Source organism: Streptomyces sp. NPDC030814, from assembly GCF_055572155.1.
In genome coordinates, this window is the sequence record NZ_JBVIDX010000008.1 from 291,342 (window position 1) to 313,696 (window position 22,355).

At 71.9% G+C, this 22,355-nt stretch carries 23 protein-coding genes; 11 read left to right on the top strand and 12 right to left on the bottom strand.

Annotated features, from left to right (window positions below; translation table 11 throughout):
• Together ACZ43N_RS19735 and tuf are read right to left on the bottom strand one after the other, a co-directional pair.
• On the bottom strand, positions 1-786 hold a 786-nt coding region (locus ACZ43N_RS19735), incomplete at its 3' end, for a spermidine synthase (protein ID WP_468098957.1).
• Positions 787-903: 117 nt separating this feature from the next.
• Positions 904-2,085 (bottom strand): elongation factor Tu, encoded by a 1,182-nt coding sequence (gene tuf, locus ACZ43N_RS19740; RefSeq protein WP_468098959.1) that lies wholly within the window; start codon positions 2,083-2,085, stop codon positions 904-906.
• 509 nt (positions 2,086-2,594) lie between these two features.
• Between tuf and ACZ43N_RS19745 the strand changes: the two genes are divergently transcribed.
• Entirely contained in the window at positions 2,595-3,377 is a 783-nt protein-coding gene (locus tag ACZ43N_RS19745; protein ID WP_468098960.1) for a TVP38/TMEM64 family protein, read from the top strand.
• 265 nt (positions 3,378-3,642) lie between these two features.
• On the opposite strand, the gene ACZ43N_RS19750 is transcribed toward ACZ43N_RS19745, so the two are convergent.
• A complete protein-coding gene (locus tag ACZ43N_RS19750) occupies positions 3,643-4,812 on the bottom strand; it encodes a thiolase family protein (RefSeq protein ID WP_468098961.1) in 1,170 nt (389 codons plus the stop codon).
• Between the two features lie 89 nt (positions 4,813-4,901).
• On the opposite strand from ACZ43N_RS19750, the gene ACZ43N_RS19755 reads away from it, so the two are divergent.
• Complete coding sequence (locus ACZ43N_RS19755; RefSeq protein ID WP_468098962.1) at positions 4,902-5,372, top strand: winged helix-turn-helix transcriptional regulator; 471 nt, start codon at positions 4,902-4,904, stop codon at positions 5,370-5,372.
• 117 nt (positions 5,373-5,489) lie between these two features.
• On the opposite strand, the gene ACZ43N_RS19760 is transcribed toward ACZ43N_RS19755, so the two are convergent.
• From ACZ43N_RS19760 to ACZ43N_RS19770, 3 genes are read right to left on the bottom strand one after another with little or no spacing between them, the layout of a single operon-like run.
• On the bottom strand, positions 5,490-6,203 hold the full coding sequence (locus ACZ43N_RS19760; protein WP_468098963.1) for a cupin domain-containing protein: 714 nt from the start codon (positions 6,201-6,203) through the stop codon (positions 5,490-5,492).
• On the bottom strand, positions 6,197-7,132 hold the full coding sequence (locus tag ACZ43N_RS19765; RefSeq protein WP_468098964.1) for a DUF6807 domain-containing protein: 936 nt from the start codon (positions 7,130-7,132) through the stop codon (positions 6,197-6,199). Before ACZ43N_RS19765 ends, ACZ43N_RS19760 begins: the two co-directional genes overlap by 7 nt.
• Entirely contained in the window at positions 7,129-8,331 is a 1,203-nt protein-coding gene (locus ACZ43N_RS19770) for a Gfo/Idh/MocA family protein (RefSeq protein ID WP_468098965.1), read from the bottom strand. Before ACZ43N_RS19770 ends, ACZ43N_RS19765 begins: the two co-directional genes overlap by 4 nt.
• A 361-nt stretch (positions 8,332-8,692) precedes the next feature.
• On the opposite strand from ACZ43N_RS19770, the gene ACZ43N_RS19775 reads away from it, so the two are divergent.
• The 3 genes from ACZ43N_RS19775 to ACZ43N_RS19785 all read left to right on the top strand — a co-directional run bounded on the left by ACZ43N_RS19775 (position 8,693) and on the right by ACZ43N_RS19785 (position 10,604).
• A complete protein-coding gene (locus tag ACZ43N_RS19775; protein WP_468098966.1) occupies positions 8,693-9,568 on the top strand; it encodes an undecaprenyl-diphosphate phosphatase in 876 nt (291 codons plus the stop codon).
• Between the two features lie 209 nt (positions 9,569-9,777).
• Positions 9,778-9,957: a hypothetical protein gene (locus ACZ43N_RS19780; protein ID WP_468098967.1), complete on the top strand. Its 180-nt coding sequence runs from the start codon at positions 9,778-9,780 to the stop codon at positions 9,955-9,957.
• Complete coding sequence (locus ACZ43N_RS19785) at positions 9,954-10,604, top strand: chloramphenicol phosphotransferase CPT family protein (protein ID WP_468098968.1); 651 nt, start codon at positions 9,954-9,956, stop codon at positions 10,602-10,604. The genes ACZ43N_RS19780 and ACZ43N_RS19785 overlap by 4 nt, the downstream gene beginning before the upstream one ends.
• Here ACZ43N_RS19785 and ACZ43N_RS19790 read toward each other — a convergent pair.
• A complete protein-coding gene (locus tag ACZ43N_RS19790; protein WP_468098970.1) occupies positions 10,548-11,288 on the bottom strand; it encodes a glucose 1-dehydrogenase in 741 nt (246 codons plus the stop codon). The two genes, ACZ43N_RS19785 and ACZ43N_RS19790, sit on opposite strands and share 57 nt — an antisense overlap.
• Before the next feature lie 238 nt (positions 11,289-11,526).
• On the opposite strand from ACZ43N_RS19790, the gene ACZ43N_RS19795 reads away from it, so the two are divergent.
• Positions 11,527-12,495 (top strand): expansin EXLX1 family cellulose-binding protein, encoded by a 969-nt coding sequence (locus ACZ43N_RS19795; RefSeq protein ID WP_468098971.1) that lies wholly within the window; start codon positions 11,527-11,529, stop codon positions 12,493-12,495.
• 127 nt (positions 12,496-12,622) lie between these two features.
• Positions 12,623-13,813, top strand: coding sequence for a serine hydrolase domain-containing protein (locus tag ACZ43N_RS19800; RefSeq protein WP_468098973.1), 1,191 nt, complete (start codon positions 12,623-12,625; stop codon positions 13,811-13,813).
• A gap of 18 nt (positions 13,814-13,831) precedes the next feature.
• Here ACZ43N_RS19800 and ACZ43N_RS19805 read toward each other — a convergent pair whose 3' ends face one another.
• Positions 13,832-14,425 (bottom strand): DUF4291 domain-containing protein, encoded by a 594-nt coding sequence (locus ACZ43N_RS19805; RefSeq protein WP_468098975.1) that lies wholly within the window; start codon positions 14,423-14,425, stop codon positions 13,832-13,834.
• Positions 14,426-14,570: 145 nt separating this feature from the next.
• Between ACZ43N_RS19805 and ACZ43N_RS19810 the strand changes: the two genes are divergently transcribed.
• Both ACZ43N_RS19810 and lnt read left to right on the top strand, forming a co-directional pair.
• Entirely contained in the window at positions 14,571-15,065 is a 495-nt protein-coding gene (locus ACZ43N_RS19810) for a nuclear transport factor 2 family protein (protein WP_468098977.1), read from the top strand.
• Between the two features lie 123 nt (positions 15,066-15,188).
• Positions 15,189-16,763, top strand: coding sequence for an apolipoprotein N-acyltransferase (gene lnt, locus ACZ43N_RS19815; RefSeq protein WP_468098979.1), 1,575 nt, complete (start codon positions 15,189-15,191; stop codon positions 16,761-16,763).
• Here the strand turns inward: lnt and ACZ43N_RS19820 are convergent.
• A complete protein-coding gene (locus ACZ43N_RS19820; protein ID WP_468098981.1) occupies positions 16,675-17,592 on the bottom strand; it encodes a Gfo/Idh/MocA family protein in 918 nt (305 codons plus the stop codon). The genes lnt and ACZ43N_RS19820 overlap by 89 nt on opposite strands.
• An 80-nt stretch (positions 17,593-17,672) precedes the next feature.
• Here ACZ43N_RS19820 and ACZ43N_RS19825 point away from each other — a divergent pair, with 80 nt between their 5' ends.
• Both ACZ43N_RS19825 and ACZ43N_RS19830 read left to right on the top strand, forming a co-directional pair.
• On the top strand, positions 17,673-18,185 hold the full coding sequence (locus ACZ43N_RS19825) for a DinB family protein (protein ID WP_468098983.1): 513 nt from the start codon (positions 17,673-17,675) through the stop codon (positions 18,183-18,185).
• 173 nt (positions 18,186-18,358) lie between these two features.
• Positions 18,359-18,868 (top strand): hypothetical protein, encoded by a 510-nt coding sequence (locus tag ACZ43N_RS19830; RefSeq protein WP_468098985.1) that lies wholly within the window; start codon positions 18,359-18,361, stop codon positions 18,866-18,868.
• Positions 18,869-19,022: 154 nt separating this feature from the next.
• On the opposite strand, the gene ACZ43N_RS19835 is transcribed toward ACZ43N_RS19830, so the two are convergent.
• The 3 genes from ACZ43N_RS19835 to ACZ43N_RS19845 form a co-directional block, all read right to left on the bottom strand.
• Positions 19,023-19,511: a hypothetical protein gene (locus ACZ43N_RS19835; protein WP_468099060.1), complete on the bottom strand. Its 489-nt coding sequence runs from the start codon at positions 19,509-19,511 to the stop codon at positions 19,023-19,025.
• A gap of 186 nt (positions 19,512-19,697) precedes the next feature.
• The gene (locus tag ACZ43N_RS19840) at positions 19,698-20,381 is read right to left on the bottom strand and encodes a uracil-DNA glycosylase (protein WP_468098987.1); all 684 of its coding nucleotides are present in this window, start codon (positions 20,379-20,381) and stop codon (positions 19,698-19,700) included.
• 174 nt (positions 20,382-20,555) lie between these two features.
• Positions 20,556-22,136, bottom strand: coding sequence for an ABC transporter substrate-binding protein (locus ACZ43N_RS19845; protein WP_468098989.1), 1,581 nt, complete (start codon positions 22,134-22,136; stop codon positions 20,556-20,558).
• Between the last annotated feature and the right edge of the window lie 219 nt (positions 22,137-22,355).

Sequence of the window (22,355 nt, forward strand, 5' to 3'; positions counted from 1 at the left end):
GACGGGCGCCGCACCGCCGATGAAGTCACGCAGCGCCGCCCCGTGCTCGACCCGCGCGGCGAAGGCATCACCGGCGGTGCGCCGGGCGAGTGCGGCGACGTCGAGCGGCCGGTGGGAGGCGAGCAGCACGGCGTTGCCGAACCTCCGGCCGCGCAGCACCCCCGGTTCGGCGATCAGCACCAGTTCCTCGAACACCGTGCCCAGTGTCGCCAGTTGGGACCGCAGGAAGGCGAACGGCGCGGCGTCGGCGAGGTTCGCGAGATAGACGCCGTCCGCCCGCAGCACGCGGGCGGCGGCCCGCGCGTAGCCCTCGGTCGTCAGGTGCGCCGGCACCCGCGAGCCGCCGAAGACGTCCGCGACGAGCACGTCGGCCGAGTCCGCGGCGGCGCCTTCGAGCCATTTCCTCGCGTCCGCGCCGTGCAGCGCGATCCCCGCATCCGGCGGCAGCGGCAGCCGCTCCACGACGAGGTCCAGCAGCCCCCGGTCGTACTCGACGACGTCCTGCCGGGACCCCGGCCGGGTGGCGGCCACGTACCGGGGCAGCGTGAGCGCGCCCCCGCCGAGGTGCAGCACGTCGAGTGCCCGCCCCGGCTCCGCCGCCGTGTCCAGCGCGTGCCCGAGCCGCCGCGCGTACTCGAACTCCAGATGCGTGGGTTCGTCCAGGTCGACGTAGGACTGCGGAGCCCCGTCCACCGTCAGGAGCCAGGCCCGCTCCCGGTCGACGTCGGGCATGAGCTTGGCAGTGCCCCGGTCGATGGCGCGGGAGACGGGTATGGCTTCGTTCACGGGCCCCATTCTGCCGGGTGCGGAGCCCGCCGAGGGACCGCTGGAGCGCCGTGGAAGGGCGCGGGGAACCGCGCGACCGTCCAGGTCGCCGGCGGTCCCCCGCGTTCCTCGGCGCGGCTATCGAACGGCCGTCACGGTGCCCGCTCCCACGGTCCGGCCGCCCTCACGGATCGCGAACCCGAGACCGGGCTCCAGCGGAACCTCCCGTCCCAGCTCCACGCTCATCGTGACCCGGTCGCCCGGCCGGGCGACGACCGCCTCCCCGAGGTCGACGTCCCCCACCACGTCCGCCGTACGGATGTAGAACTGCGGCCGGTACCCGGTGGACACCGGAGTCGTTCGCCCGCCCTCGCGCGCCGACAGCACGTACACCTGCGCGGTGAAGTGCCTACGGGGCACGACGCTCCCCGGCGCGGCCACCACGTGCCCGCGTCGGACGGTGTCCCGAGCCACTCCGCGCAGCAGCAGCGCCACGTTGTCCCCGGCCTGAGCCTCCGTCATGGGCTTGCCGAAGGTCTCCAGCCCGGTGACGACCGTCTCGACCTCCGCGCCGAGCACCTCGACCCGGTCACCCACCCGGATGGTGCCCCGCTCGACCGCGCCGGTGACGACGGTCCCCCGCCCGGTGATCGTCAGGACGTTCTCCACGGAGAGCAGGAACGGCGCGTCCAGATACCGCTCGGGCATCGGGACGTAGGTGTCCACCGCGTCCAGCAGCGCCTCGATCGACGCCGTCCAGCGCGGGTCCCCTTCGAGGGCCCTGAGCCCGGACACCCGTACGACGGGGACGGAGTCACCGCCGTAGCCGTGCGCGGTGAGCAGCTCGCGGACCTCCAGCTCGACGAGGTCGGTGAGCACGGTGTCCTCACCGTCGACCACGGCGTCCGCCTTGTTGAGCGCCACCACGATGTGGTTCACGCCCACCTGCCGGGCGAGCAGGACGTGCTCGGCGGTCTGGGGCATGATCCCGTCGAGCGCGGAGACGACGAGGATCGCCCCGTCGAGCTGCGCGGCGCCGGTGACCATGTTCTTGACGTAGTCGGCGTGGCCGGGCATGTCGACGTGCGCGTAGTGCCGGGTGTCGGTCTCGTACTCGACGTGCGCGATGTTGATGGTGATGCCGCGCGCCGCCTCCTCCGGGGCGCGGTCGATGCGGTCGAACGGCACGAAGGTGCCGGCCCCGCGCTCGGAGAGGACCTTGGTGATGGCGGCGGTCAGGGTGGTCTTGCCGTGGTCGACATGGCCCATCGTGCCGATGTTGAGGTGCGGTTTCGTGCGGACGTAAGCGGTCTTGGACATGGCGGTACCTCGAAGCCTCTTCAGCGGTACTGAGTGATGGCCCCGGCGCCGGGAGGGCGCGGCCGGGACGGGGACCCCGAGATTTCGCCGACCCTCCCCCTGCGGGGTCCGCCGGAATATCCGGGAAGGGTCAGCTTCGGGCGCCGTCTGCGGCGGCCACGACGATCAGAAGGGCAGCCTTCGGCGCATCCGCGACGACCGCGAATGCTGCGAGAACGAAGGCGTACCGGAACATGACGTCGATCCTCGCCGACGCGTCGCCCCGCGTCGAACGGTTTTCCGCGCGGGCGGGTTCGGGAGCGGGCCGAAGAGAGATGCTTCACAGGCCGGCCCGCGGGTGAACGCCGACCCGGCGGTGCGCGTGGTCCCGAAGGTGCAGGCCGCGCGATGTGCGGTGCCCGGCCGAGCGCCCGGCGGCCATGCCCGAGGGGGCCGTTGTTGCGGTCCCTGTGACCGCGGTGAGACGTTCCGTACGGCATACCCACACATCGGTCGGTTACCGTCGTCGAATGCTCGATGCCACCACCCGCTCTGGGGGCACCGCCTCGGTCCTTCCCCGGACCGCCGCCACGGAGCTCGCCGTCGCCGCACCCGCAGCCGTCCCGGCCGTTCCCCCGAACGCCGCCGCCCGCTGGGGCAGAGCCCTGCTCTCGCCGTGGGCGCGGTTCTCCCTGCTGGTCGCGCTGCTCGCCGGCGCCGTGGTGACCGTGCTGCTCTTCGAGCCGCAGCGGCTGCTGGCCGACGGCTGGCCGCCCCAGCTGAGCGGCGGGACGGCGGCCGTGGTGTTCGCGGTGGCGTACGGACTGTGCACGGTGGCGTTCGTGCCCCGGCCGATCCTCAACATCGCGGCGGGCGCCCTCTTCGGCTCGCAACTGGGGCTGGCCTCCTCGCTCGCGGGCACGGTCCTCGGCGCGGGGATCGCGTTCGCGCTGGGCCGGGTGCTCGGGCAGGACGCGCTGCGGCCACTGCTGCGGCACCGCTGGCTGAAGTCGGCGGACGGCCAGCTCAGCCGCCACGGCTTCCGTTCGATGCTGGCGGCCCGGCTCTTCCCCGGGGTGCCGTTCTGGGCGGCGAACTACTGCGCCTCCGTCTCCCGCATGGGCTGTCTGCCGTTCCTCCTGGCCACCGCCCTCGGCTCCATCCCCAACACCGCCGCCTATGCCGTCGCCGGGGCCCGCGCCTCGGCCCCGACCTCCCCGGCCTTCCTTCTCGCGATGGCGTGCATCGCGATCCCGGCCCTGATAGGCGCGGCGGTGGCCTGGCGCAAGCGCCACCACCTGCGGGCCCGCTGAGCGGATGAGGGTCCTTTCCCCATGAGCGTCCGATCAGGTCGCGCGGTCTGGTTCCGTGCATCGCAAGGCGCCGGAAGGTCCTCGTAGCGGAGCTACCAGGACCTTTGGGCAACGCGGCAAGGTGCGGTGCCGGACCGCGCGACCCGGGCGGGCATAGCGAAAGGACCCCTGAGGAGGAGGGGCCCGAAGGGCCGTCCGCCTGAGGGGCTCGGGGTACTGCGCGAACAGCCCGCACCCGCCCGCACCGGACCACGCCCCGGCCCTCTCACACCGCTTCGAGCACCATCGCGTTGGCCAGCCCACCCGCCTCGCACATGGTCTGCAGCCCGAAGCGAGCGCCGCGCTCCCGCATCGCGTGCACCAGCGTGGTCGTGAGCCGGGTACCGCTCGCGCCGAGCGGGTGTCCGAGCGCGATGGCCCCGCCGTGGACGTTGACCTTGCCGAGGTCGGCCCCGGTCTCCTGCTGCCAGGCGAGGACGACGCTCGCGAACGCCTCGTTGACCTCGAACAGGTCGATGTCGTCGATCGTCAGCCCGGCCCTGCGGAGCACCTTCTCGGTGGCCGGCACGACGCCCGTGAGCATGAGCAGCGGATCCGAGCCGGTGACGGCGAAGCTGTGCAGCCGGACGAGGGGACGCAGCCCCAGCCGGGCCGCCGTCTCGGCCGACGTGACGAGGACGGCGGAGGCACCGTCGTTGACCGGGCTCGCGTTCCCCGCCGTGATGTTCCACTCGATCTGCGGGAAGCGTTCGGCGAAGCCGGGGTCGTGGTAGGCCGGCCTGAGCCCGGCGAGGATCTCGGGCGTGCTGGCGGGCCGTACGCACTCGTCGCGTGTCACCCCGCCCAGGGGCGCGACCTCGGCGTCGAAGAGGCCGCCGTCCCAAGCGGCGGCGGCCTTGTGGTGGGAGGAGACCGCGAAGGCGTCCATCCGGTCGCGCGACAGGGACCACTTGGCGGCGATCAGCTCGGCGCTGATGCCCTGCGGGACGAGCCCTTCGGGGTAACGCGCGGCGACACCGGGGCCGAACGGGTCCGCGCCGGGCGGCACGTTGGACCACATCGGCACCCGGCTCATCGACTCCACGCCACAGGCGACGACCATGTCGTACGCCCCCGACATGACTCCCTGGGCGGCGAAGTGCACGGCCTGCTGGGAGGAGCCGCACTGCCGGTCGACCGTGGTCGCCGGCACGGTCTCGGGGAAGCCCGCCGAGAGGACGGCATAGCGGGTGGTGTTCATGGCCTGCTCGCCGACCTGGTCGACGGTGCCACCGATGACGTCGTCCACGAGCGCCGGGTCGACGCCGGCGCGGTCGACGAGGGTGCGCAGGGTGTGGGCGAGGAGTTCGACGGGATGGACGTGGGCCAGGGCGCCGTTGGGCTTGCCCTTGCCTATCGGGGTGCGTACGGCTTCGACGATCACGGCGTCACGCATGGACGGGCCTCCGCTACCAGTGAGTAGGAAATCCGAACTCACCATAGCTTCGTGAGTTGGAAAAACAAACCCTCCCCTAGACTGGGCGCATGCCCGCCTCCGGAGATCCGCGTCCCTGCTCCATCGCCGACACCCTGGCGATCGTCGGCGAGAAGTACTCCCTGCTGGTCCTGCGCGAGGTGTGCCTCGGCAACGGCCGCTTCGACCGGCTCGTCCGCAATATCGGGGCCCCGCGCGATGTACTGGCCACGCGCCTGCGGCGCCTCGTGGACGCGGGCATCCTGCACAAGCACGCCTACAGCGAGCGCCCGCAGCGCTTCGAGTACCGGCCGACCCGGGCGGGCCTCGAACTGGAGCCGGTCCTGATGACGCTCATGGCGTGGGGCGACCGCCATCTCCGGAAAGAGGACGATCGCCCCATGGTGATCGAGCACATCTGCGGCCATGAACTGGTCCCGGCGGTCACCTGCACGGCGTGCGGCGCGGAGGTCCACCACGAGGACTTGACGGCGCACCCGCAGGCCCGTGGCTGGTCGGTGACGGGCCCCACGGCGCCGTAGGGAGAGAGCTCGGACGGCGCCCAGAGGGGCGCGGCGAACCGCGCGACAAGCCCCGCACGGCCCCCACCCGCCCGGCCGCGGTCGACCCTGGTTCGCAGGCGCCCAGGCGCCACCGGCTCAGGTCGTCGTGTAGACGTCCAACCGCCCGCACATACCGAACTTCCCGTAGGCCGCGGGCTCTTCGGCCCGCACCACGGCGTCGGCCAGATGGGACACGTCCCCGCGCTCCAGCCGGTCCAGTTGCTCCCCCGTAGCCGCGGCAGCGGCCCGCGCGCCCCGCTCCCAGCGCGCCCGCCACTCGGCGAGCCGGGGCCGGACCAGGGCCGCGGCGGCCCGGTGGAAGGCGGCGAGCGACTCGGGGCCGTCCGCGTCACGCAACGCCCGGTAGCCCTCCAGAGCGAGGTCGCGGCGAGCCCGGCCGACCCGCTCCTGCTCCTCCTCCGGCGCGTCCACCGGGATACGGGTCGCGGCGGCGTACGTCTCCGGGTCGGTCAGGTACTCCGGCGGCAGGGTGAGCACGGCGTCGCCCGCCTCCGGCAGCCCGCCGTTCTGCATCAGGACGGTGATGCGCAACTCGTCCTCGTTGACCAGCCGGTGGATGGTGCCCGGTGTGAACCATGCGACCGTCCCCGGCGCCAGCGGCGTGACCTCGTACCCGGAGGTCGTCAGCGTCTGCACCGCGCCGCGCCCGCCGGTGACGACGTATCCCTCCGAACAGGTGAGATGCACATGGGGCGTGCCGCCGCACACCCCGTCCGTCGCGGGCCAGTCGTAAACGGACAGGTGCGAGACGGCGACCCCGCCGGGCAGTCCCTCGTAGCCGTTCACCACGGGTGCGCCTCCAGGTACTTGGCGATCTCCTCCCGCTCCCAGGCCCCGTCCGCCACGACGACCCGGTAGCGGCGGGTGAGCGTGTCACCGGGGGCAAGCGCCAGTTCGTCGAAGAACGCCCAGGAGGGCGCGACGGCCGCGAACGGCTCGTTGCGGACGAACCAGTGGGCGGGATGGGTGCCGCCGGCGCCCGTGTGGTCGTTCTCGGGCGCGTGGACGAAGACGAGCGTGGCGCGCCCGTCGGTGCCGTCGTGCTCGCCCGAGTACGCCAGCCACGGCGCCTGCCCGCCCATCAGCTCCGGCCCCTCGGAGTCGGGGCCGATGATCCGCCCCTCCCGGAAGGCGCGCGGGCCCCGCCAGAACAGGCCGGTGTAGCCGGCCATCTCCCGACCGGCGGTGGTCGGGCTGCCGAACAGCAACGGCTCGTCACGCCGGTTGGTGATCGCGCTGGTCCAGGTCAGCGCCCACGACCCCGTCTCGGTGTCGACGTCGTGCACCTCGATGCGGCGCTCCTCGTCGGCCCACAGCTCACCGGTGTACGGATGCCAGGTCAGCCGTTCGGCGATGACCACCCGGTCACCGTCCGAGACCACCTCGTCGAAGCCGGCGTGCGCCATCGAGCCGACCCGCTCCGGAATCGGCAGGTACCCCTCGCCATGGACGTAGGAGTTGCCGCCCCACAGGTTCTGCCCCGACAGGTGCGAGGCCGTCAGCTGGAGCCCCTTGTGCCAGCGGTGGTCGTTGGGCCGGTAGTCGGTGACGACATCGCCCGCGAGGGTCCGGATCGGGTGCAGATACGGCTTCGGGGCCTCCCAGGCCGCCTCCGGCCGGTACACGTAGCTGAACAGCTCGACGCCGGTGGCCGGCTCGGTGACCGTGATCCGGTCGCCGTGGGCGTGGACGACGCGCAGCCCGTCGTGGAAGGTCATGCGGGGATCTCCTCACTCGTGGCGGGCTCCTGGACGGGTGCGGGCGCCCAGCCGGGGGCTCCGCCGTGCATGGCCGTGTAGTACGGGTCCCCCGGGCCGATCTCGCCACGCCGTACGGTCGTGTCCGTGAACGCCGACTTGTAGAGCGCGGCGATCAGCTCCAGGCTCGTCCGCCCGTCGGCGCCGCTGCTGCGGGGCCGCTCACCGGCACGCATGCTTGCGACGAGTTGGCGCAGCTGGGCCAGGTGCGAGCTGGGCACGTCCGCACCGAAGTCCCGCCAGGCCGCCGCGTCCGCCTCCGGGGTGCCCGGGGCCGGGGTGATGGACCAGTCTGCGTTGGAGTGGCCGTACAGATGGGTCAGTTCGATCGTGGCGCGTTCGCAGTCGATGCGGATGCGACTGACCTCGTCGGGGCTGAGGACGCTGTTGACGACAGTGGCCAGGGCGCCGTTCTCGAAGCGCACGAGGGCGGTGGAGACGTCCTCGGTCTCCACGTCGTGGACCAGGCGCCCGGCCATGGCCCGGACCTCGCTCCACGGGCCGAGCAGATCGAGCAGCAGGTCCATCTGGTGGATGCCGTGGCCCATGGCCGGGCCGCCGCCCTCGGTCGCCCAGCGGCCGCGCCAGGGCACCGCGTAGTAGGCGGCGTTCCGGTACCAGGTGGTCTGGCAGTGCGCGACGAGGGGACGTCCGACCGTCTGTTCGGCGATCAGCTTCCGTACGTGCGTCGCGCCCGAACCGAAGCGGTGCTGGAAGACGATCGAGGCGTACGGCCCGCCGCTGTCCGCCCCCTCCTCCGCCTCCACGGCGTCGAAGTCGGCGAGCGTCGGCACCGGCGGCTTCTCGCACCACACCCAGGCACCGGCCCGCAGCGCGGCCACGGTCTGGTCGCGGTGCAGGGTCGGCGGGGTGCACACGCAGACCAGGTCGGGACGCTGCTCGGCCAGCATCCGCTCCAGATCCGTGTAGCCGTGCGGAATTCCGTGCTCCGCGCAGAACGCGCGCACCGCCTCGGCATCGATGTCGACCGCCGCGACGACCTCGGTCTCGCCCTCCTCGGCGAGCCGCGCGAGCGCGGGCAGATGGGAGCCGCCGCCGATGGCGCCGATACCGATGATCGCGGCCCGGACACGGCGGTCCTTCAGGGGGGCCGGCCGCTGGTCCGTGGTCGGGCTCGGGTCGTTGCTGGATGTGGGCATGGACGTGATCAGCACTCCATCGAACGGGACGTCGGACAGTGGCTCCAACGCCTGGTGGCCAAGGCGCCGGCGGACCGGTGACCCTCGCTGCGGCAAGCGCTTTCTCCAGCCAGCAACGTATGTGCGGACATAGTGACTGGTCAACACCATCGATTCGGCCGTTCCACCCCTCGGACGGCGCGGCGGGCCCCTGCCCCGCGCGGCCCTGCCAAGCCCCTGTGGCCGCCCCGTCACCAAGGGGCGCTAGGCTGCCCTCCGTACCTGTGATCACCCGCCCCGCACGGCCGCCCGGCGGCCGGGTCGGCGGTATGTCACGTCACCCGTCGGCCCCTCACGATCAGCGCTTGGACCACGTAACTTCATGTCTTGGTTTGAATCCCTCATCCTCGGACTCGTCCAGGGGCTGACCGAGTTCCTCCCCATCTCCTCCAGCGCGCATCTGCGTCTGACGGCGGCCTTCTCCGGCTGGGAGGACCCCGGAGCGGCCTTCACGGCGATCACGCAGATCGGCACCGAGGCCGCGGTGCTGATCTACTTCCGCAAGGACATCATCAACATCATCTCGGCATGGTCGCGCTCCCTGTTCAACAAGGAGATGCGCGCCGACCGCGACGCCCAGATGGGGTGGCTGGTGATCGTCGGCTCCATCCCGATCGGTGTCCTCGGCGTGACCCTCAAGGACCAGATCGAGGGGCCGTTCCGCGATCTGCGCATCACCGCGACGATGCTGATCGTGATGGGCATCGTCCTGGGCGTCGCGGACCGCCTGGCCGCCCGCGACGAGACGGGCGGCAAGCACCGCGCCATCAAGGAACGCAAGACCCTGGACCAGCTGAGCGTCAAGGACGGCCTGATCTTCGGCCTCTGCCAGGCCATGGCCCTCATCCCGGGCGTCTCCCGCTCCGGCGCCACCATCAGCGGCGGCCTCCTCATGGGCTACAAGCGCGAGGCCGCGGCCCGCTACTCCTTCCTCCTCGCCATCCCCGCCGTCCTCGCCTCCGGTGGCTACGAGCTGAAGGACGCGCTGGAGGGCGGCCATGTCTCCTGGGGCCCGACGATCTTCGCCACGGTCATCGCGTTCGTGGTCGGTTACGCCGTGATCGCGTGGTTCATGAAGTTCATCTCGACGAAGAGCTTCATGCCCTTCGTCTGGTACCGCATCGTCCTCGGCATCGTCATCGTCGTCCTCGTCTCGATAGGCGTGCTGAGCCCGCACGCCGGCGAGTCGGCGGGCTGACCGCGAGGCATGCGCAGGCGGCCGGCCGGCGAGTCGGCGGGCTGACCGCGAGGCATGCGCAGGCGGCCGGTCACGGGGCGGCCGCGACGACGTGAGTCGGGGTGGCCGCACCTGAGCGGACGCCCCAACTCCCTTCAGTGACCAAGCACATACGGGATCCGTAGCCGGGATGTAGCGCACCGTCAGCTCTTGCCCCTACGCTTGTCCGCATGTCCCCCGATTCCCTTGCCTGTGGTTCCGTGCGGTCCGCTGCCGATGTGAACGACCAGATCCGTGCCCTGTGGCGGCGCGCGGGAGGTTCGCTGTCGGCCCAGGAGCGCGCGGAGTACGAGCTGTTGGTGGTGGAGTGGGCCGCGGCGATACGGGGAGAGGTCGTCGAGGCCGCGTGAGAGCCCCCGAGCAAGGCGCGGCCGCATCGGACGACGCCTCCGGAGGACTGGTCATCTTCCTGAACGGCACGTCCAGTTCGGGCAAGTCGAGCATCGCCGTCGAGCTGCTCAGCATCCTGGACGAGCCGTTCTTCCACATGCCGGTCGACGCGTTCCACGCCATGCGCACACGCCAGGAGATGGAGCCCGAGCGGCTGGCCACCGTCCTCCACCGCACCTGGCGGGGCTACCACCGCGCGGTCGCGGGCATGGCCGCCGCGGGCAACAACGTGGTGGTGGACCACGTCCTCAGCGAGGAGTGGCGGCTGCGGGACTGCCTGGACCTGTTCGTGCCCCGGGACGTCGTGTTCGTCGGCGTCCACTGCCCCCGCGCCGAGCTCGAACGCCGTGAGCGCGAGCGGGGCGACCGACCCCCGGGGCTTGCGGCACGGCAGTTGGCGCAGGTGCACGCACACGGTGTCTACGACATCGAGTGCGACACCGCCCTCGGGGACCCGCTGCTCTGCGCGCGGCGCATCAAGGAGTTCCTGCCCCGCCGCCCCGCTCCGACCGCCTTCGAGCGGCTGCGCGACAAGCGGGGCGACCGCCCCTCACCGCCCTCCGGCGACCCGCAGCACCGCGCCCGTGGTGTACGAGGCCTCCGGTGACATGAGCCAGGCGATGGCCGACGCGATCTCGTCGGCGCGACCAGGGCGGCGCAGCGGGATGGACGCGGCGATCCGCTCGGGTCGCTCGGGATCACCGTTCCTGGCGTGGATCTCGGTGTCGATCACCCCGGGGGCGACGGCGTTGACCCGGATGCCGTCCGGGCCCAGTTCCTTCGCCAGGCCCGTCGTGAGCGCGTCGACCGCGGCCTTGGTCGCCGCGTAGTGGACGTACTCGCCGGGGCTGCCCAGCGTGGCCGCGGCCGAGGACACGTTCACGATCGCTCCGCCGCCCCCGGCGGCCATGGTGCGCGCCGCACGGCGGGAGCAGAGCAGGACACCCAGGAGGTTGACCTCCACGACCTGGCGCAGCACGGCCGGGTCGGCGTCGGCCAGCCTGCCGAACGGGCCCGTCACACCGGCGTTGTTGACCAGCCCGGTCACCGGGCCGAGCCGTTCCACGGCCGTCTCGAAGAGCCGGTCGACATCGGCCTCGGCGGAGGTGTCGGCCTTGACGGTGACACAGCGGGCACCGTTCGCCCGGACGCCCGTGGCGATCCATTCGGCGGCGGCGCCGTCGCTCACGTACCCGACGACCACGTCATGGCCGTCCGCCGCGAGCCGCAGACAGGTCGCGGCGCCGATGCCCCGGCTTCCTCCCGTGACCACCGTGACCGGACGTGACATACCGACCTCCCTGTACCTCGCAGCACTTCATCCCCACCCGATGATCGATCATCCTATGAACGCAGGTCGGTCACCAGGGCAGACGCGTATTTCCCTCGCTCCCGTCCCGGTCCCCCGGCCTGATGCGAAAGTCGACGGCAACCTTTCCGAGGGCGGCGGCCACTGATGAGGTGTGGGCTCCTTGCACAGGGGTCCCGCCCGAACCATCTGTTCGCCCGAGCCAGGCAAGGACTCATCCGTGGCATCCCGTTCACATCGCTCAACGCGCCGCTCCTCCCGCCCCGGGCGACGCACCGCCCTCGTCTCAGCCGTCGCCCTGGCGGCCGCCGGACTCGTCGTCTCCCTGGTCATGGCGTTCGGCCCCGACCGCGGGGGCGACGGCGGGGAGGCCAGGAAGGTCACCACCACGTCCGCCGCCGACGCCACGAGGCGCGACCGGCCGACACCGGCCGGGCAGAAGTCCTCGCCCTCGCCGTCCCCCAGCCCGTCGGCCTCGGCGACCGCATCGCCCAGCCCGTCGCCCACCCCGACCGCGAAGTCACCGCAGCCGAAGGCCACGAGCGCCCGGCGCCCGGGGTCCGCCACGGCGACGCTGGCGGGACGCATCCGCCCCAAGGTCACCTACCAGGGGCTAGCGACCCTGTACGACGCCGGGAACGGCGACGGCGCCTGCTCGTTCGGCCCGAGCCCCGACATGATGATCGCGGCGATGAACACCACCGACTACGAGACGTCCAAGGCGTGCGGGGCATACGTACTGGTCCGTGCGGGCAGCGCCACCGTCACGGTCCGGATCACCAACGAGTGCCCGGCCCCCTGCAAGCCCGGACAGCTCGACCTCAGCACGCAGGCCTTCGCCAAGCTCGCCGATCCCTCGCGCGGCCAGATACCGATCACCTGGAGCCTGCTGAGCCCCGGCTCGCCCGACACGCTCTCCATCCGCTACAAGACCGGCTCCAGCCGCTACTGGTGCGGCATCCAGGCACTCGGCCACCGGAACCCGCTGGCCCGGCTGGAGGTGCGCACCGGCAGCAGCTGGACCTCGCTGCCCCGCACCGGTTACAACTACTTCCTCTCCGAGCATGGCGCCGGCTGCGGCGGTGCGATCAGGATCACCGACATCTACGGGGAACAGCTGACCCTCGACGGGATCGCGCTGCGGCCGAACACCGTACAGCCGACCCGGGTCCAGTTCGCCCGGCACTGACTCACCCGCGGCGGCCCCCCCGGGAGCGGGGGCCCGCCGATCCGCCGGACAGAGCAAGCTCGCGAGCGCACGGCCACCGGTCCTGCCCATGCTGAGGGGGCCCGCCCCTACGTTCCCCGGGACCACCATGCCGCTCGCACCCCGCCCCCGCCCTCACGCCCGTGTCCGTCTGGCGCTCGTCTCCCTGCTCGGCTCCTCCTGTCTGGGCGGCCTCCTCGCCGCTCCGACGGCGGGTGCCGCTTCCGGCGGCGGGGACGAGCGCGCCCTGCGCCGGCAGCTCGAACAGCTGGTCCACGCGCCGGGCGGACCGCCGGGCGTGATCGTCGTCCTCCAGCGCGAGCACAGGACCCACGTCCTGCGGGCCGGCGTCGCCGACCTGGAGACCGACCGGCCGATCCGGCCCACCGACCACATGCGCATCGCCAGTACGGCCAAGGCGTTCAGCGGTGCCGTCGCCCTCCGCCTCGTGCAGCAGCGAGCCCTCGGCCTCGACGACACGATCGGCCGCCGGCTGCCGCACCTCCCGAGCGCCTGGCGGAAGGTGACCCTCCGGCAGTTGCTGAACCACACGAGCGGGCTGCCCGACTACAGCGAGGACCCGGAGTTCCTGGAACTGCTCCTCGCGGACCCGCGCCGCACCTTCGACTCCCGGCGGCTGCTGGACTTCGTCGCCGACGAACCGCTGCGCTTCCGCCCCGGCTCCCGGTACCAGTACTCCAACTCCGACAACATCGCCGTGGCCCTCATGGCGGAGGCAGCCACCCGGAGGACGTACGAAGACCTGCTGCACCGGCTCGTCATCCGGCCGCTCGGCCTGCGCGGCACCAGCCTCCCGTCGGGCTACGAGCTGCCGGAACCGTACATGCACGGCTACGACGTGCGCCCGCCGGGACCGCCGGAGGACGTCAGCGAGGTGCTCAGCGCGTCCGGGGTGTGGGCGTCGGGCGGCATCGTCTCCACCCCGCGCGACCTCACGCGGTTCATCCGTGCCTACGCCGCCGGAGAACTGACGTCCCCGGCCGTGCGGGACGAGCAGCGCCGCTGGATCGAAGGCGCCTCCGAACCGGCAGGCCCCGGCCGCAACTCGGCGGGCCTGGCCGTCTTCCGCTACGGCACCCGCTGCGGGGTGGTGCTCGGGCACACCGGGAACTTCCCCGGCTACACGCAGTTGATGGCCGCGACGCCCGACGGGCGGAAGTCGATCACCTTCTCGATCACGACGCAGGTGAACAGGGCGTCGGACCCCGCCCTGCTGGCGCGGCTCCGCGCGATCCAGGAGAACGCGGTCTGCGTCCTCCTCCACCGGCACCACCGCTGACCCCTGCGGCCGGCCGGCTCATCCGCGCAGATGGGCCGGCATGGTCCCGTCGAGCGGGTACGGCCGCTCCTCGGGCAGCAGCTTGGCCGCCCGGTCCAACTCGCCGGCCCGGACGAGGCCGTGCACCTCCCGGACGAGCGGGGTCACGTCCTCGATCCCGACGATCCACTCGTCCGCGTAGCGGGCCGCCGCCTCACCGGCCAGCCCCAGCTGCAGCGAGCGGTACGGCAGCGGGTTCAGCCGCAGGTCGCGCTCGGGGTCCCACTGCACCCGGGTGGGTGATCTGCGCAGTTCCCGCTGCCAGGCGGCCTGGCTCTCGTGCAGGTCCGGCACGTAGTGCGACAGACAGGAGTGGCGCAGTGCCCACGCGAAGCCGTCGCGGCGGATCTCGACGGCCAGCACCGTCTCCTGCCCCTCCTTCAGGCCCCAGCCGCAGCGGTACATCATCCAGAGGAACGACGGCTTGACCCACGTCATCCGGTCCCGCTTCCACGCGGCCGGGAAACGCCCGTCGCGGGCGGCCGGGCCGCCGATCTCCGGGCGGTACGCCTGGTACACGGTGATCGTGTCCGCCGTGTGACGGGCCCGGACACGATATCGGGGCTCGGTCATCCGCTCTGTTCGTTCGCGTTCGTTTTCCTTCACGGGAGCAAGATTCGATCAGCGTGCGCCTCCGGGGCCACCGAATATCGGCCGCTCGTATGTCGTCACCGCACGGCCCTTGGCGTGTCGCGCCTCCTGCCCCAAGACTGAACCGATGACGCAGCGTGTGGAGCTCGCGACCGTGATGGACCGGCTCGCCGTCGACGGCCTGATCACCGAGTACGCGGTGGCGGTGGACGACGGTGACTGGACGGCGTACCGGGAACTGTTCGCCCCGGGCGGCCGGGCCGACTACCGCTCGGCCGGCGGCATCGAGGGCGACGCGGCGCAGGTAGCCGGCTGGCTGGCCCGCACCATGGAGCTGTTCCCCATGCGACAGCATCTGATCGTCAACCGGCGGGTGCGGTTCGGGTACCTGGAGCACGACACCGGTGACACCGCCGTGGTCCAGGCGGACTACGTCAACCCCATGCGGTTCGCCGGCCACGACGGCGGACCCACCGCCCCCGATTTCGTCTGCGGCGGCCGCTACGCGTTCGCCCTGATCCGCACGGACGACGGCTGGCGGCTCCGCGAGGTCGTGGTCCAGGAGAAGTGGCGCCGCGCCCCGGAGGGCCTGCCCACCGAGCGGAGCCCCCACCCGGCCTGACCCCGCGCCACCGCCGCCCCGGCGTGCCCTCGCGCCGTCCCCCGTCCCTCCCACGCCCTCTGTCGGAGATCGTCTGCAGGGCGCACACTGGAAGACACCCATCACCGGGGAGGGAGGCGCTGGATGAGGACGCCCGAGTGGCCGGCCTCCCCATGGCGGCGTGGCCTCGGTGCCGCCGCAGCCGGTGCGCTGCCCGTGTTGGCGTTCCCCGGACCGGCCCTGTGGTGGTTCGCCCACGTGGCCCTGGTGCCGTGGCTCCTGCTGGTCCGCACGGCCCCGACCGGGCGGCGGGCGGCGTACGACGGCTGGCTGGGCGGCCTCGGGTACATGCTGGCGCTGCACCACTGGCTGCTGCCGAACCTGCACGTCTTCACCTTCGTCATAGCCGCCCTGCTCGGCGCGCTCTGGGCGCCCTGGGGTTGGCTGGTGCGCCGTCTCCTGGCCGACGCTCCCCCGCCCCGCCGGGTCGCCACCGCGCTGCTCGTCCTGCCGTCGGGCTGGCTGGCGATCGAGCTCGTCCGTTCCTGGCAGGGGCTGGGCGGTCCCTGGGGACTGCTGGGATCCAGCCAGTGGCAGGTGGAGCCCGCGCTGCGGCTGGCCTCGGTCGGCGGGGTCTGGCTGCTCAGCTTCCTGGTGGTGGCGGTCAACGTGGCGGTCGCCGTCCTCGTCGTGGTACCGCGGGCCCGGATCCCCGCCGTCGCGGGGCTCGTCGCCACGGCCATCGCGACCTCCGCCGCATGGGTGTGGTCACCCCGTCCCGATGTGGGCGGCGGGGTACGGATCGCCGTCGTCCAGCCCGGTGTCATCGACGGCCCCGCCAACCGGTTCGCGAGGGAGGAGACGCTCACCCGCCGCCTCGCGGGTCAGGACGTCGATCTGATCGTCTGGGGCGAGAGCAGTGTCGGTCACGACCTGGTCGACCGCCCCGGCCTCGCCGACCGCATCACCGCGCTGTCCCGCGAGACGGGCGCGGACATCCTGGTCAACGTGGACGCCCGCCGCTCCGACCGCCCCGGCATCTACAAGAGCTCGGTGCTCGTCGGCCCCGACGGCCCGACCGGCGACCGCTACGACAAGATGCGGCTGGTCCCCTTCGGCGAGTACGTTCCGGCGCGCTCCCTGCTCGGCTGGGCGACCTCCGTCGGTGAGGCGGCCGGCGAGGACCGCAGGCGCGGCACCGAGCAGGTGGTGATGGACGTCGGCAAGGGGCTGCGCGTCGGACCGATGGTCTGTTTCGAGAGCGCGTTCCCCGACATGAGCCGCCATCTGGTCGAGGACGGCGCCGAGCTGCTGCTCGCGCAGTCGGCCACCTCCACGTTCCAGCAGAGCTGGGCGCCGGAGCAGCACGCCTCGCTGGCAGCGCTGCGGGCCGCCGAGACGGGCCGCCCGATGGTGCACGCGACGCTCACCGGCGTCTCCGCCGTCCACGGCCCGAGCGGCGAGCGCGTCGGCGCCTGGCTGGGCACGGACGAGAGCACCTCGGCGGTGTACGACGTGCCGACGGCGAGCGGTACGACGCTGTACGTCCGCTTCGGCGACTGGGTGCTCCTCGGGGCACTGCTGGTCCTCGTGGTGTGGGGCGCCTTCGAGGGCCTGCGGAACGTCCGGCTCAGGAGCCGCCGGGACGGGAACGGTCCTCCACCTCTCGTACGATCCGCTCGCACAACTCGTGGGTCGCCAGCGCGTCCCGCGCGTTGAGCACCTTGCCCGCGCGCACGGCGTCGAGGAAGGCGAGCACCGCCTGTTCGATACCACGCTGCCGGGCCACGGGCACCCAGTCCCCGCGCCGCCGCAGGGACGGCTGGCCCTTGTGGTCGATGACCTCGGCGAGATTCACCACCTGACGCTTGGTGTCCTGCCCGGAGACCTCGAGGATCTCCTCCGCGGAGCCGCTGAGCCGGTTCATGACGCCGAGCGCGGTGAACCCGTCCCCGGAGAGCTGCAGGACGACGTGGTGCAGCAGGCCGTTCTCGGTCCGGGCGCGCACTGTCGTGTCCTCGACGGCGCCCGGGACCAGGAACCGCAGGGTGTCGACGACATGGATGAAGTCGTCCAGGATCATGGTGCGGGGCTGCTCGGGCAGACCGATGCGGTTCTTCTGCATCAGGATCAGCTCGCGCGGATGGTCGGCGCACTGGGTGTATCCGGGCGCGTACCGCCGGTTGAAGCCGACGGCGAGACCCACGTTCCGCTCCTCGGCGAGGCGCACCAGTCGCTCGGACTCGGCGAGTTCGTACGCGAGGGGCTTGTCGACGTACGCGGGGACGCCCGCCTCCAGCAGCCGGGCCACGATCTCGGGATGGGCGCCGGTCGGCGCGTGCACGAAGGCGGCGTCGAGGTCCTGGGCGAGCAGCGCGTCGAGGTCGGCGTGGCGCTGTCCTTGCGGGAGATGGAGGCGGTCGGCGACGTGGGTGAGCGTGGCGGGAGTCCGCGTCTGCAGATGCAGTTCGACGCCGGGCTGGGTGCTGAGCACCGGCAGATACGCCTTCTGCGCGATGTCGCCGAGTCCGATGCAGCCGACCTTCACAGGGGTCTCCCGTCCGCGGTGTGCCGAGGTCCCAGCATATGGCGTGGCCGGGCGGGGTCCGGGTGGGCGAGGATGCGGACATGACATCGCAGCGCACCGAACCCTCCGTCACCGCCGGTGAACGGGCCATGCTCGAAGGATGGCTCGACCACCACCGTGAGACTCTCGCGCTCAAGTGCCAGGGCCTCGACGACGTCCAGTTGAGAACCGCCTCGGTGCCACCCTCCGAGCTGTCCCTCATGGGGCTCGTCCGGCACATGGCGGAGGTGGAGCGCATCTGGTTCCGCAAGGTGCTCGCCGGTGACGACCAGGGGCCGATCTACTTCAGCGACGAGGACCCGGACGGCGAGTTCCACCTCACCGAGGAGGACACCTGGGCGGAGGCGTACCGCGTCTGGCAGGACGAGATCGCCGTGGCCCGCCGGAACGCCGAGCGCGTGGCCCTGGACGATGTCGCCAGGTCGGCGCACGGGCGCAGGGGCGAGGCCCCCAGCCTCCGGTGGATCTACACGCACATGATCGAGGAGTACGCCCGCCACAACGGTCACGCCGATCTCCTCCGTGAACGCATCGACGGGGCGACGGGGCACTGAGCGGTCGGCGGTCCCGTATCCCGGGACCGAGGGGAAGGGCCGGTGGTCGGGCGCTCGGCGGTCCCCCGCAGATGGGAGGCCGTCCTCGCACGCGGAGCCCGAGGTCACCCGTGTGGGGGCATCCTCCGCCCATCCCCTCCCCAAGGGGTCCAGGACACAGCAGAGTTGCCCGGGTGCATCGACCGACCACCACCGCAACGCTCCTGGTCACCGTGGCCGTCTCGGCCCTTGCCGGCTGCGTGACCACACACCGCCCGCCCCCGACCGGCACGCCGTCGACCCCGCCCCGGTCGTCCGAGCCCCGGCCCGACGGCACCGCCGAGACCCCGATCATGCAGGCTCCGGCGCGGGAGGCCCTGGAACTGATCGGCCCCCCGCGACGCCCCACGCCGAGCAGGTCCTCGACGCCCGCGCCCGCCGCCTCGGCTCCCGCCGCCGCGTCCACGCCCACGGCACCGGCCCCCCGCCGGGAACGGCATGTGCCGCCACGGCAGCCCGCCCCGCCGAGGCGGCCGGGCCCGCCCCCCGGATACAAGCCGCGCGTCGAGCTCCCACCGATCCCCGAGACGAACCCGGCGGCTCCCCCGAGGAACGGGGACGTGTGCGCACTCGGCCACAAGTACGGCGGCTGGGGCAGGGACACCCCCCAGGCCGTCATCTGCAAGAACGTCTACGGCCGTTGAGAGCGCCCCGGACAGGGGTGCGCGGCGCCGGGCAGCCGCGGGACAGCCCTTGGGGGTCCTTTCACTATGGCCGCCCGGGTCGCGTCGTCTGGCACCGCACCTCGCAAGGCGCCAGACCACGCGACCTGATCGGACGCTCATGGTGAAGGACCCCTTAGGGCCGCTGTCTCGGCGGCCCCGGTGTCTCTCCTCCCAGGGACGGGCTCTCCTCGTCGAGGCGGGCCTCCAGCCGTGCGAGGGCGGCTCGGATGCCGTCGCCGTAGCCGTCGTCCGCCAGTGCGCCCAGCGTGCCCTTGGCGAGGGTCAGATGGCTGCGCGCGGCGTCGTGACGGCCGAGCTTGGCGTAGTCGGCGGCGAGGTTCAGATGCAGTGAGGGGTAGAAGCCGCGCACCGCGAGGCCCTCGTGGTGCTCCGCCACCCGCCCGTCGGTCAGTTCGTCCGCCGCCGACAGTGCCCTGAGGTCCCACGCCAGTTCGTCGACCGGATCGTCCTGGGTGTCCGCCATGTAGTGCGCCAGGGTGCAGCGGTGGAACGGGTCGCCGTCCTCGCCGATCTCCTCCCAGAGCTTCAGGAAGCGGTCCCGGGCCTCCTCCCGGTCCCCGGCGTGGTGCAGCATGACCGTCTGCCCGATGCGGGTCATCATGGCGTCCGGCGCCGCCTGCTCCTGTCGCTCCACCGCGTCCTCCACACTCGTCGCCCGCGTCCCGCCTGTCCTCGCCGACGCTAACCGCAGGCACTGACAATCCCGGTCAGGCGGCTCCGGACGGCCGCGGGGCGCCCCGGCGGCCGCACGGAGGACGGCGGGGGGCCGCCGGAGCGACGACGCGGGTCAGCCGAGGTTGGGGATGGTCCAGTCGATCGGCTCGTGCCCCTGCCGGGCGACGGCCTCGTTGATCTGGGTGAAGGGACGGGAGCCGAAGAACTTCTTGGCCGACAGCGGCGAGGGGTGCGCGCCCTTCACCACGATGTGGCGCTCCTCGTCGATCAGCGGGAGCTTCTTCTGCGCGTAGTTGCCCCAGAGCACGAAGACGGCCGGATCGGGCCGGCCGGCGACGGCGCGGATCACGGCGTCGGTGAACTTCTCCCAGCCCTTGCCCTTGTGGGAGTTCGCCTCACCACCTCGGACGGTGAGCACCGCGTTGAGCAGGAGCACGCCCTGCTCGGCCCACGGCATGAGATAGCCGTTGTCGGGGATCGGGGTGCCCAGCTCGGCCTGCATCTCCTTGTAGATGTTCCGCAGGGAGGGCGGGATCTTCACGCCGGGCCGCACGGAGAAGCACAGGCCGTGGCCCTGGCCCTCGCCGTGATAGGGGTCCTGGCCGAGGACGAGTACCTTCACCCGCTCGTACGGGGTGGCGTCGAGGGCGGCGAAGACCTCCTCGCGCGGGGGGTAGACGGGACCCTTGGCTCGCTCCTCCTCGACGAACTCGGTGAGTTCCTTGAAGTAGGGCTGCTGCAGCTCGTCCCCCAGGACCCCGCGCCAGGACTCGGGCAGCATGGCGATGTCGGTCACGTCAACTTCCTCCGGTGTGCGCTCACTTCTCACGACCGCGATGCGGCGGCCATGGACGGTCGCGCGAGGCGCGACCGCCGTCAGAGCACTGAACCTACAGGCGCCCACTGACAATCGGGGCCGCCCACCGGAGATACCGGCCGGACCTCCGGGCGGTCCGGCCGGGACCGGGCCCTACCAGCTGGTCTTCCAGGAGAGTTCCCACATCGTCATCATCGTCGCCGGGTCGATGAGCTTGTCCAGGCCGGCGACCTCCTCGTCCGCGGCCACGTACAGCTTGCCCTGCCACAGCGGGATCAGCCGGGCGTCGTCCAAGAGGATCTGCTGGGCCTCCTCGAACTCCTCGCCGACGGCACCGCGGTCGCTCTCCGCTCGGGACTCCGGCAGCAGCTCGTCGGTGATCTCGGGGGCCTCGTAGGGGGTGCCGAGCGCGTTCTGCTTGCCGACGAAGGGGGCGATGAAGTTGTCGGCGTCGTTGAAGTCGGGGTTCCAGCCACGCCCGAACACCGGGTACTCGCCCTTCTGGTAGCCCTTGAAATAGGTCTTCCAGGGGCGGCTCTTCAGCGTGACCGTGAACAGACCGGACTCCTCCAGCTGGCGCTTCAGCTCCTCGAAGGCGGGCTTTGTCTGGGAGCCGTAGCGGTCGGTGGTGTACCACAGGGTCAGCGGGACGGGCTCGGTGATGCCCGCGTCCTCCAGGATCTTCTTGGCCTTGGACGCGCTGGGGCTGCCGTAGTCGTCGAAGAAGCCCGTGGTGTGGCCGACCAGACCCCTCGGGATCATGGAGTACAGCGGCTCGACGGTGTCCTTGTAGACGTTGTGCGCGAGCGCCGGCCGGTCGAGGACCTGGGCGACCGCCTTGCGGACGGCGGGGTTCTTGGCCCACTCGTACTTCGGGTTGAAGACCAGGTAGCTGATCTCGGTGGTGGCGTTCTCGACGATCTGGAGGCCCTCGTCCTCGCGGTGCGCCTGGATGTCCACGATGTCCGCGGCGCCGAGACCACGGTAGATGACGCCGATCTCCTTGTCCTTGAGGGCCTTGACCAGTTCGTCCGACTGCTGGAAGTACCGGATCGTGACCGCCGAATTCTTGCGGTCGGCGATGCCCTTGTAGTTGGCGTTGCTGACCAGCTCGGCCGTCTTGCCCTCGTCGTAGGACTCCAGGTTGTACGGCCCGGAGCCGGTGATCTCGCCGTCCTCACGGAGCTTGTCCGCGGGGTACTCCGCGGGGTCCACGATCGACATGGCGGGCGTGGTGAGCACGAGCGGGAAGGTCGCGTCCGGCTGGTTGAGGTGGAAGACCACCTCGCGGTCGCCCTTCGTCTGCACCCGGGACAGGGTGGTCAGCAGACCGGCGGGGCCGCCGTTGACGTTGATCTTCTTGATCCGGTCGAAGGAGTACTTGACCGCCTTGGCGTCCAGCGTGTTCCCGTTGGAGAACTTCAGGCCCTCGCGCAGCGTGCAGGCGTAGACCGTGCTGGAGCTGTCGGTGAACTTGCAGCTCTCGGCTGCGTCCGGCTCGGGGTCGGAACCGCCGGGGGTGTAGTTCAGCAGGGGCTGGAAGACGTTGCGCATCAGCTCCCAGGAGCTGTCCCAGGCGGCCGCGGGGTCCAGCGTGCTCGGCGCGCTGGTGGTGCCCACGATGATCGGGGCCTGCTCCTCCGAGGCGTCCGAGGAGAACACACCACATCCGGCCACCAGGGATATGGACGCGACCGCCGCGAGGGGCGGCAAGTATCGGTTCCGGTTGAACACGTGCATGCTCCTCGAAATGCCGTACCAAGAGTGGCCGAACGATACCGCAGGCCACGCCCGCAACCATCGTCCGGCTGGCAGAACCCTTGATCAGCTCCTTGTGGCGGCTTCGCCGTGCCCCTGAGAAGGTCCGCGGCGGGCACCGGGGACGTTCGGCGAGGCTCGGCGGGGAGCCGTCGGAACGCCATCGGTGCCCGCCCGCGGGACGGCACACGGTGC

Coding starts and splice junctions, on each gene's coding strand:
- tuf (WP_468098959.1), bottom strand. CDS start 2,085: ATGTCCAAGACCGCTTACGTCCGCACGAAACCGCACCTCAACATCGGC.
- ACZ43N_RS19745 (WP_468098960.1), top strand. CDS start 2,595: ATGCTCGATGCCACCACCCGCTCTGGGGGCACCGCCTCGGTCCTTCCC.
- ACZ43N_RS19750 (WP_468098961.1), bottom strand. CDS start 4,812: ATGCGTGACGCCGTGATCGTCGAAGCCGTACGCACCCCGATAGGCAAG.
- ACZ43N_RS19755 (WP_468098962.1), top strand. CDS start 4,902: ATGCCCGCCTCCGGAGATCCGCGTCCCTGCTCCATCGCCGACACCCTG.
- ACZ43N_RS19765 (WP_468098964.1), bottom strand. CDS start 7,132: ATGACCTTCCACGACGGGCTGCGCGTCGTCCACGCCCACGGCGACCGG.
- ACZ43N_RS19770 (WP_468098965.1), bottom strand. CDS start 8,331: ATGCCCACATCCAGCAACGACCCGAGCCCGACCACGGACCAGCGGCCG.
- ACZ43N_RS19775 (WP_468098966.1), top strand. CDS start 8,693: ATGTCTTGGTTTGAATCCCTCATCCTCGGACTCGTCCAGGGGCTGACC.
- ACZ43N_RS19780 (WP_468098967.1), top strand. CDS start 9,778: ATGTCCCCCGATTCCCTTGCCTGTGGTTCCGTGCGGTCCGCTGCCGAT.
- ACZ43N_RS19790 (WP_468098970.1), bottom strand. CDS start 11,288: ATGTCACGTCCGGTCACGGTGGTCACGGGAGGAAGCCGGGGCATCGGC.
- ACZ43N_RS19800 (WP_468098973.1), top strand. CDS start 12,623: ATGCCGCTCGCACCCCGCCCCCGCCCTCACGCCCGTGTCCGTCTGGCG.
- ACZ43N_RS19805 (WP_468098975.1), bottom strand. CDS start 14,425: ATGACCGAGCCCCGATATCGTGTCCGGGCCCGTCACACGGCGGACACG.
- ACZ43N_RS19810 (WP_468098977.1), top strand. CDS start 14,571: ATGACGCAGCGTGTGGAGCTCGCGACCGTGATGGACCGGCTCGCCGTC.
- lnt (WP_468098979.1), top strand. CDS start 15,189: ATGAGGACGCCCGAGTGGCCGGCCTCCCCATGGCGGCGTGGCCTCGGT.
- ACZ43N_RS19825 (WP_468098983.1), top strand. CDS start 17,673: ATGACATCGCAGCGCACCGAACCCTCCGTCACCGCCGGTGAACGGGCC.
- ACZ43N_RS19835 (WP_468099060.1), bottom strand. CDS start 19,511: ATGATGACCCGCATCGGGCAGACGGTCATGCTGCACCACGCCGGGGAC.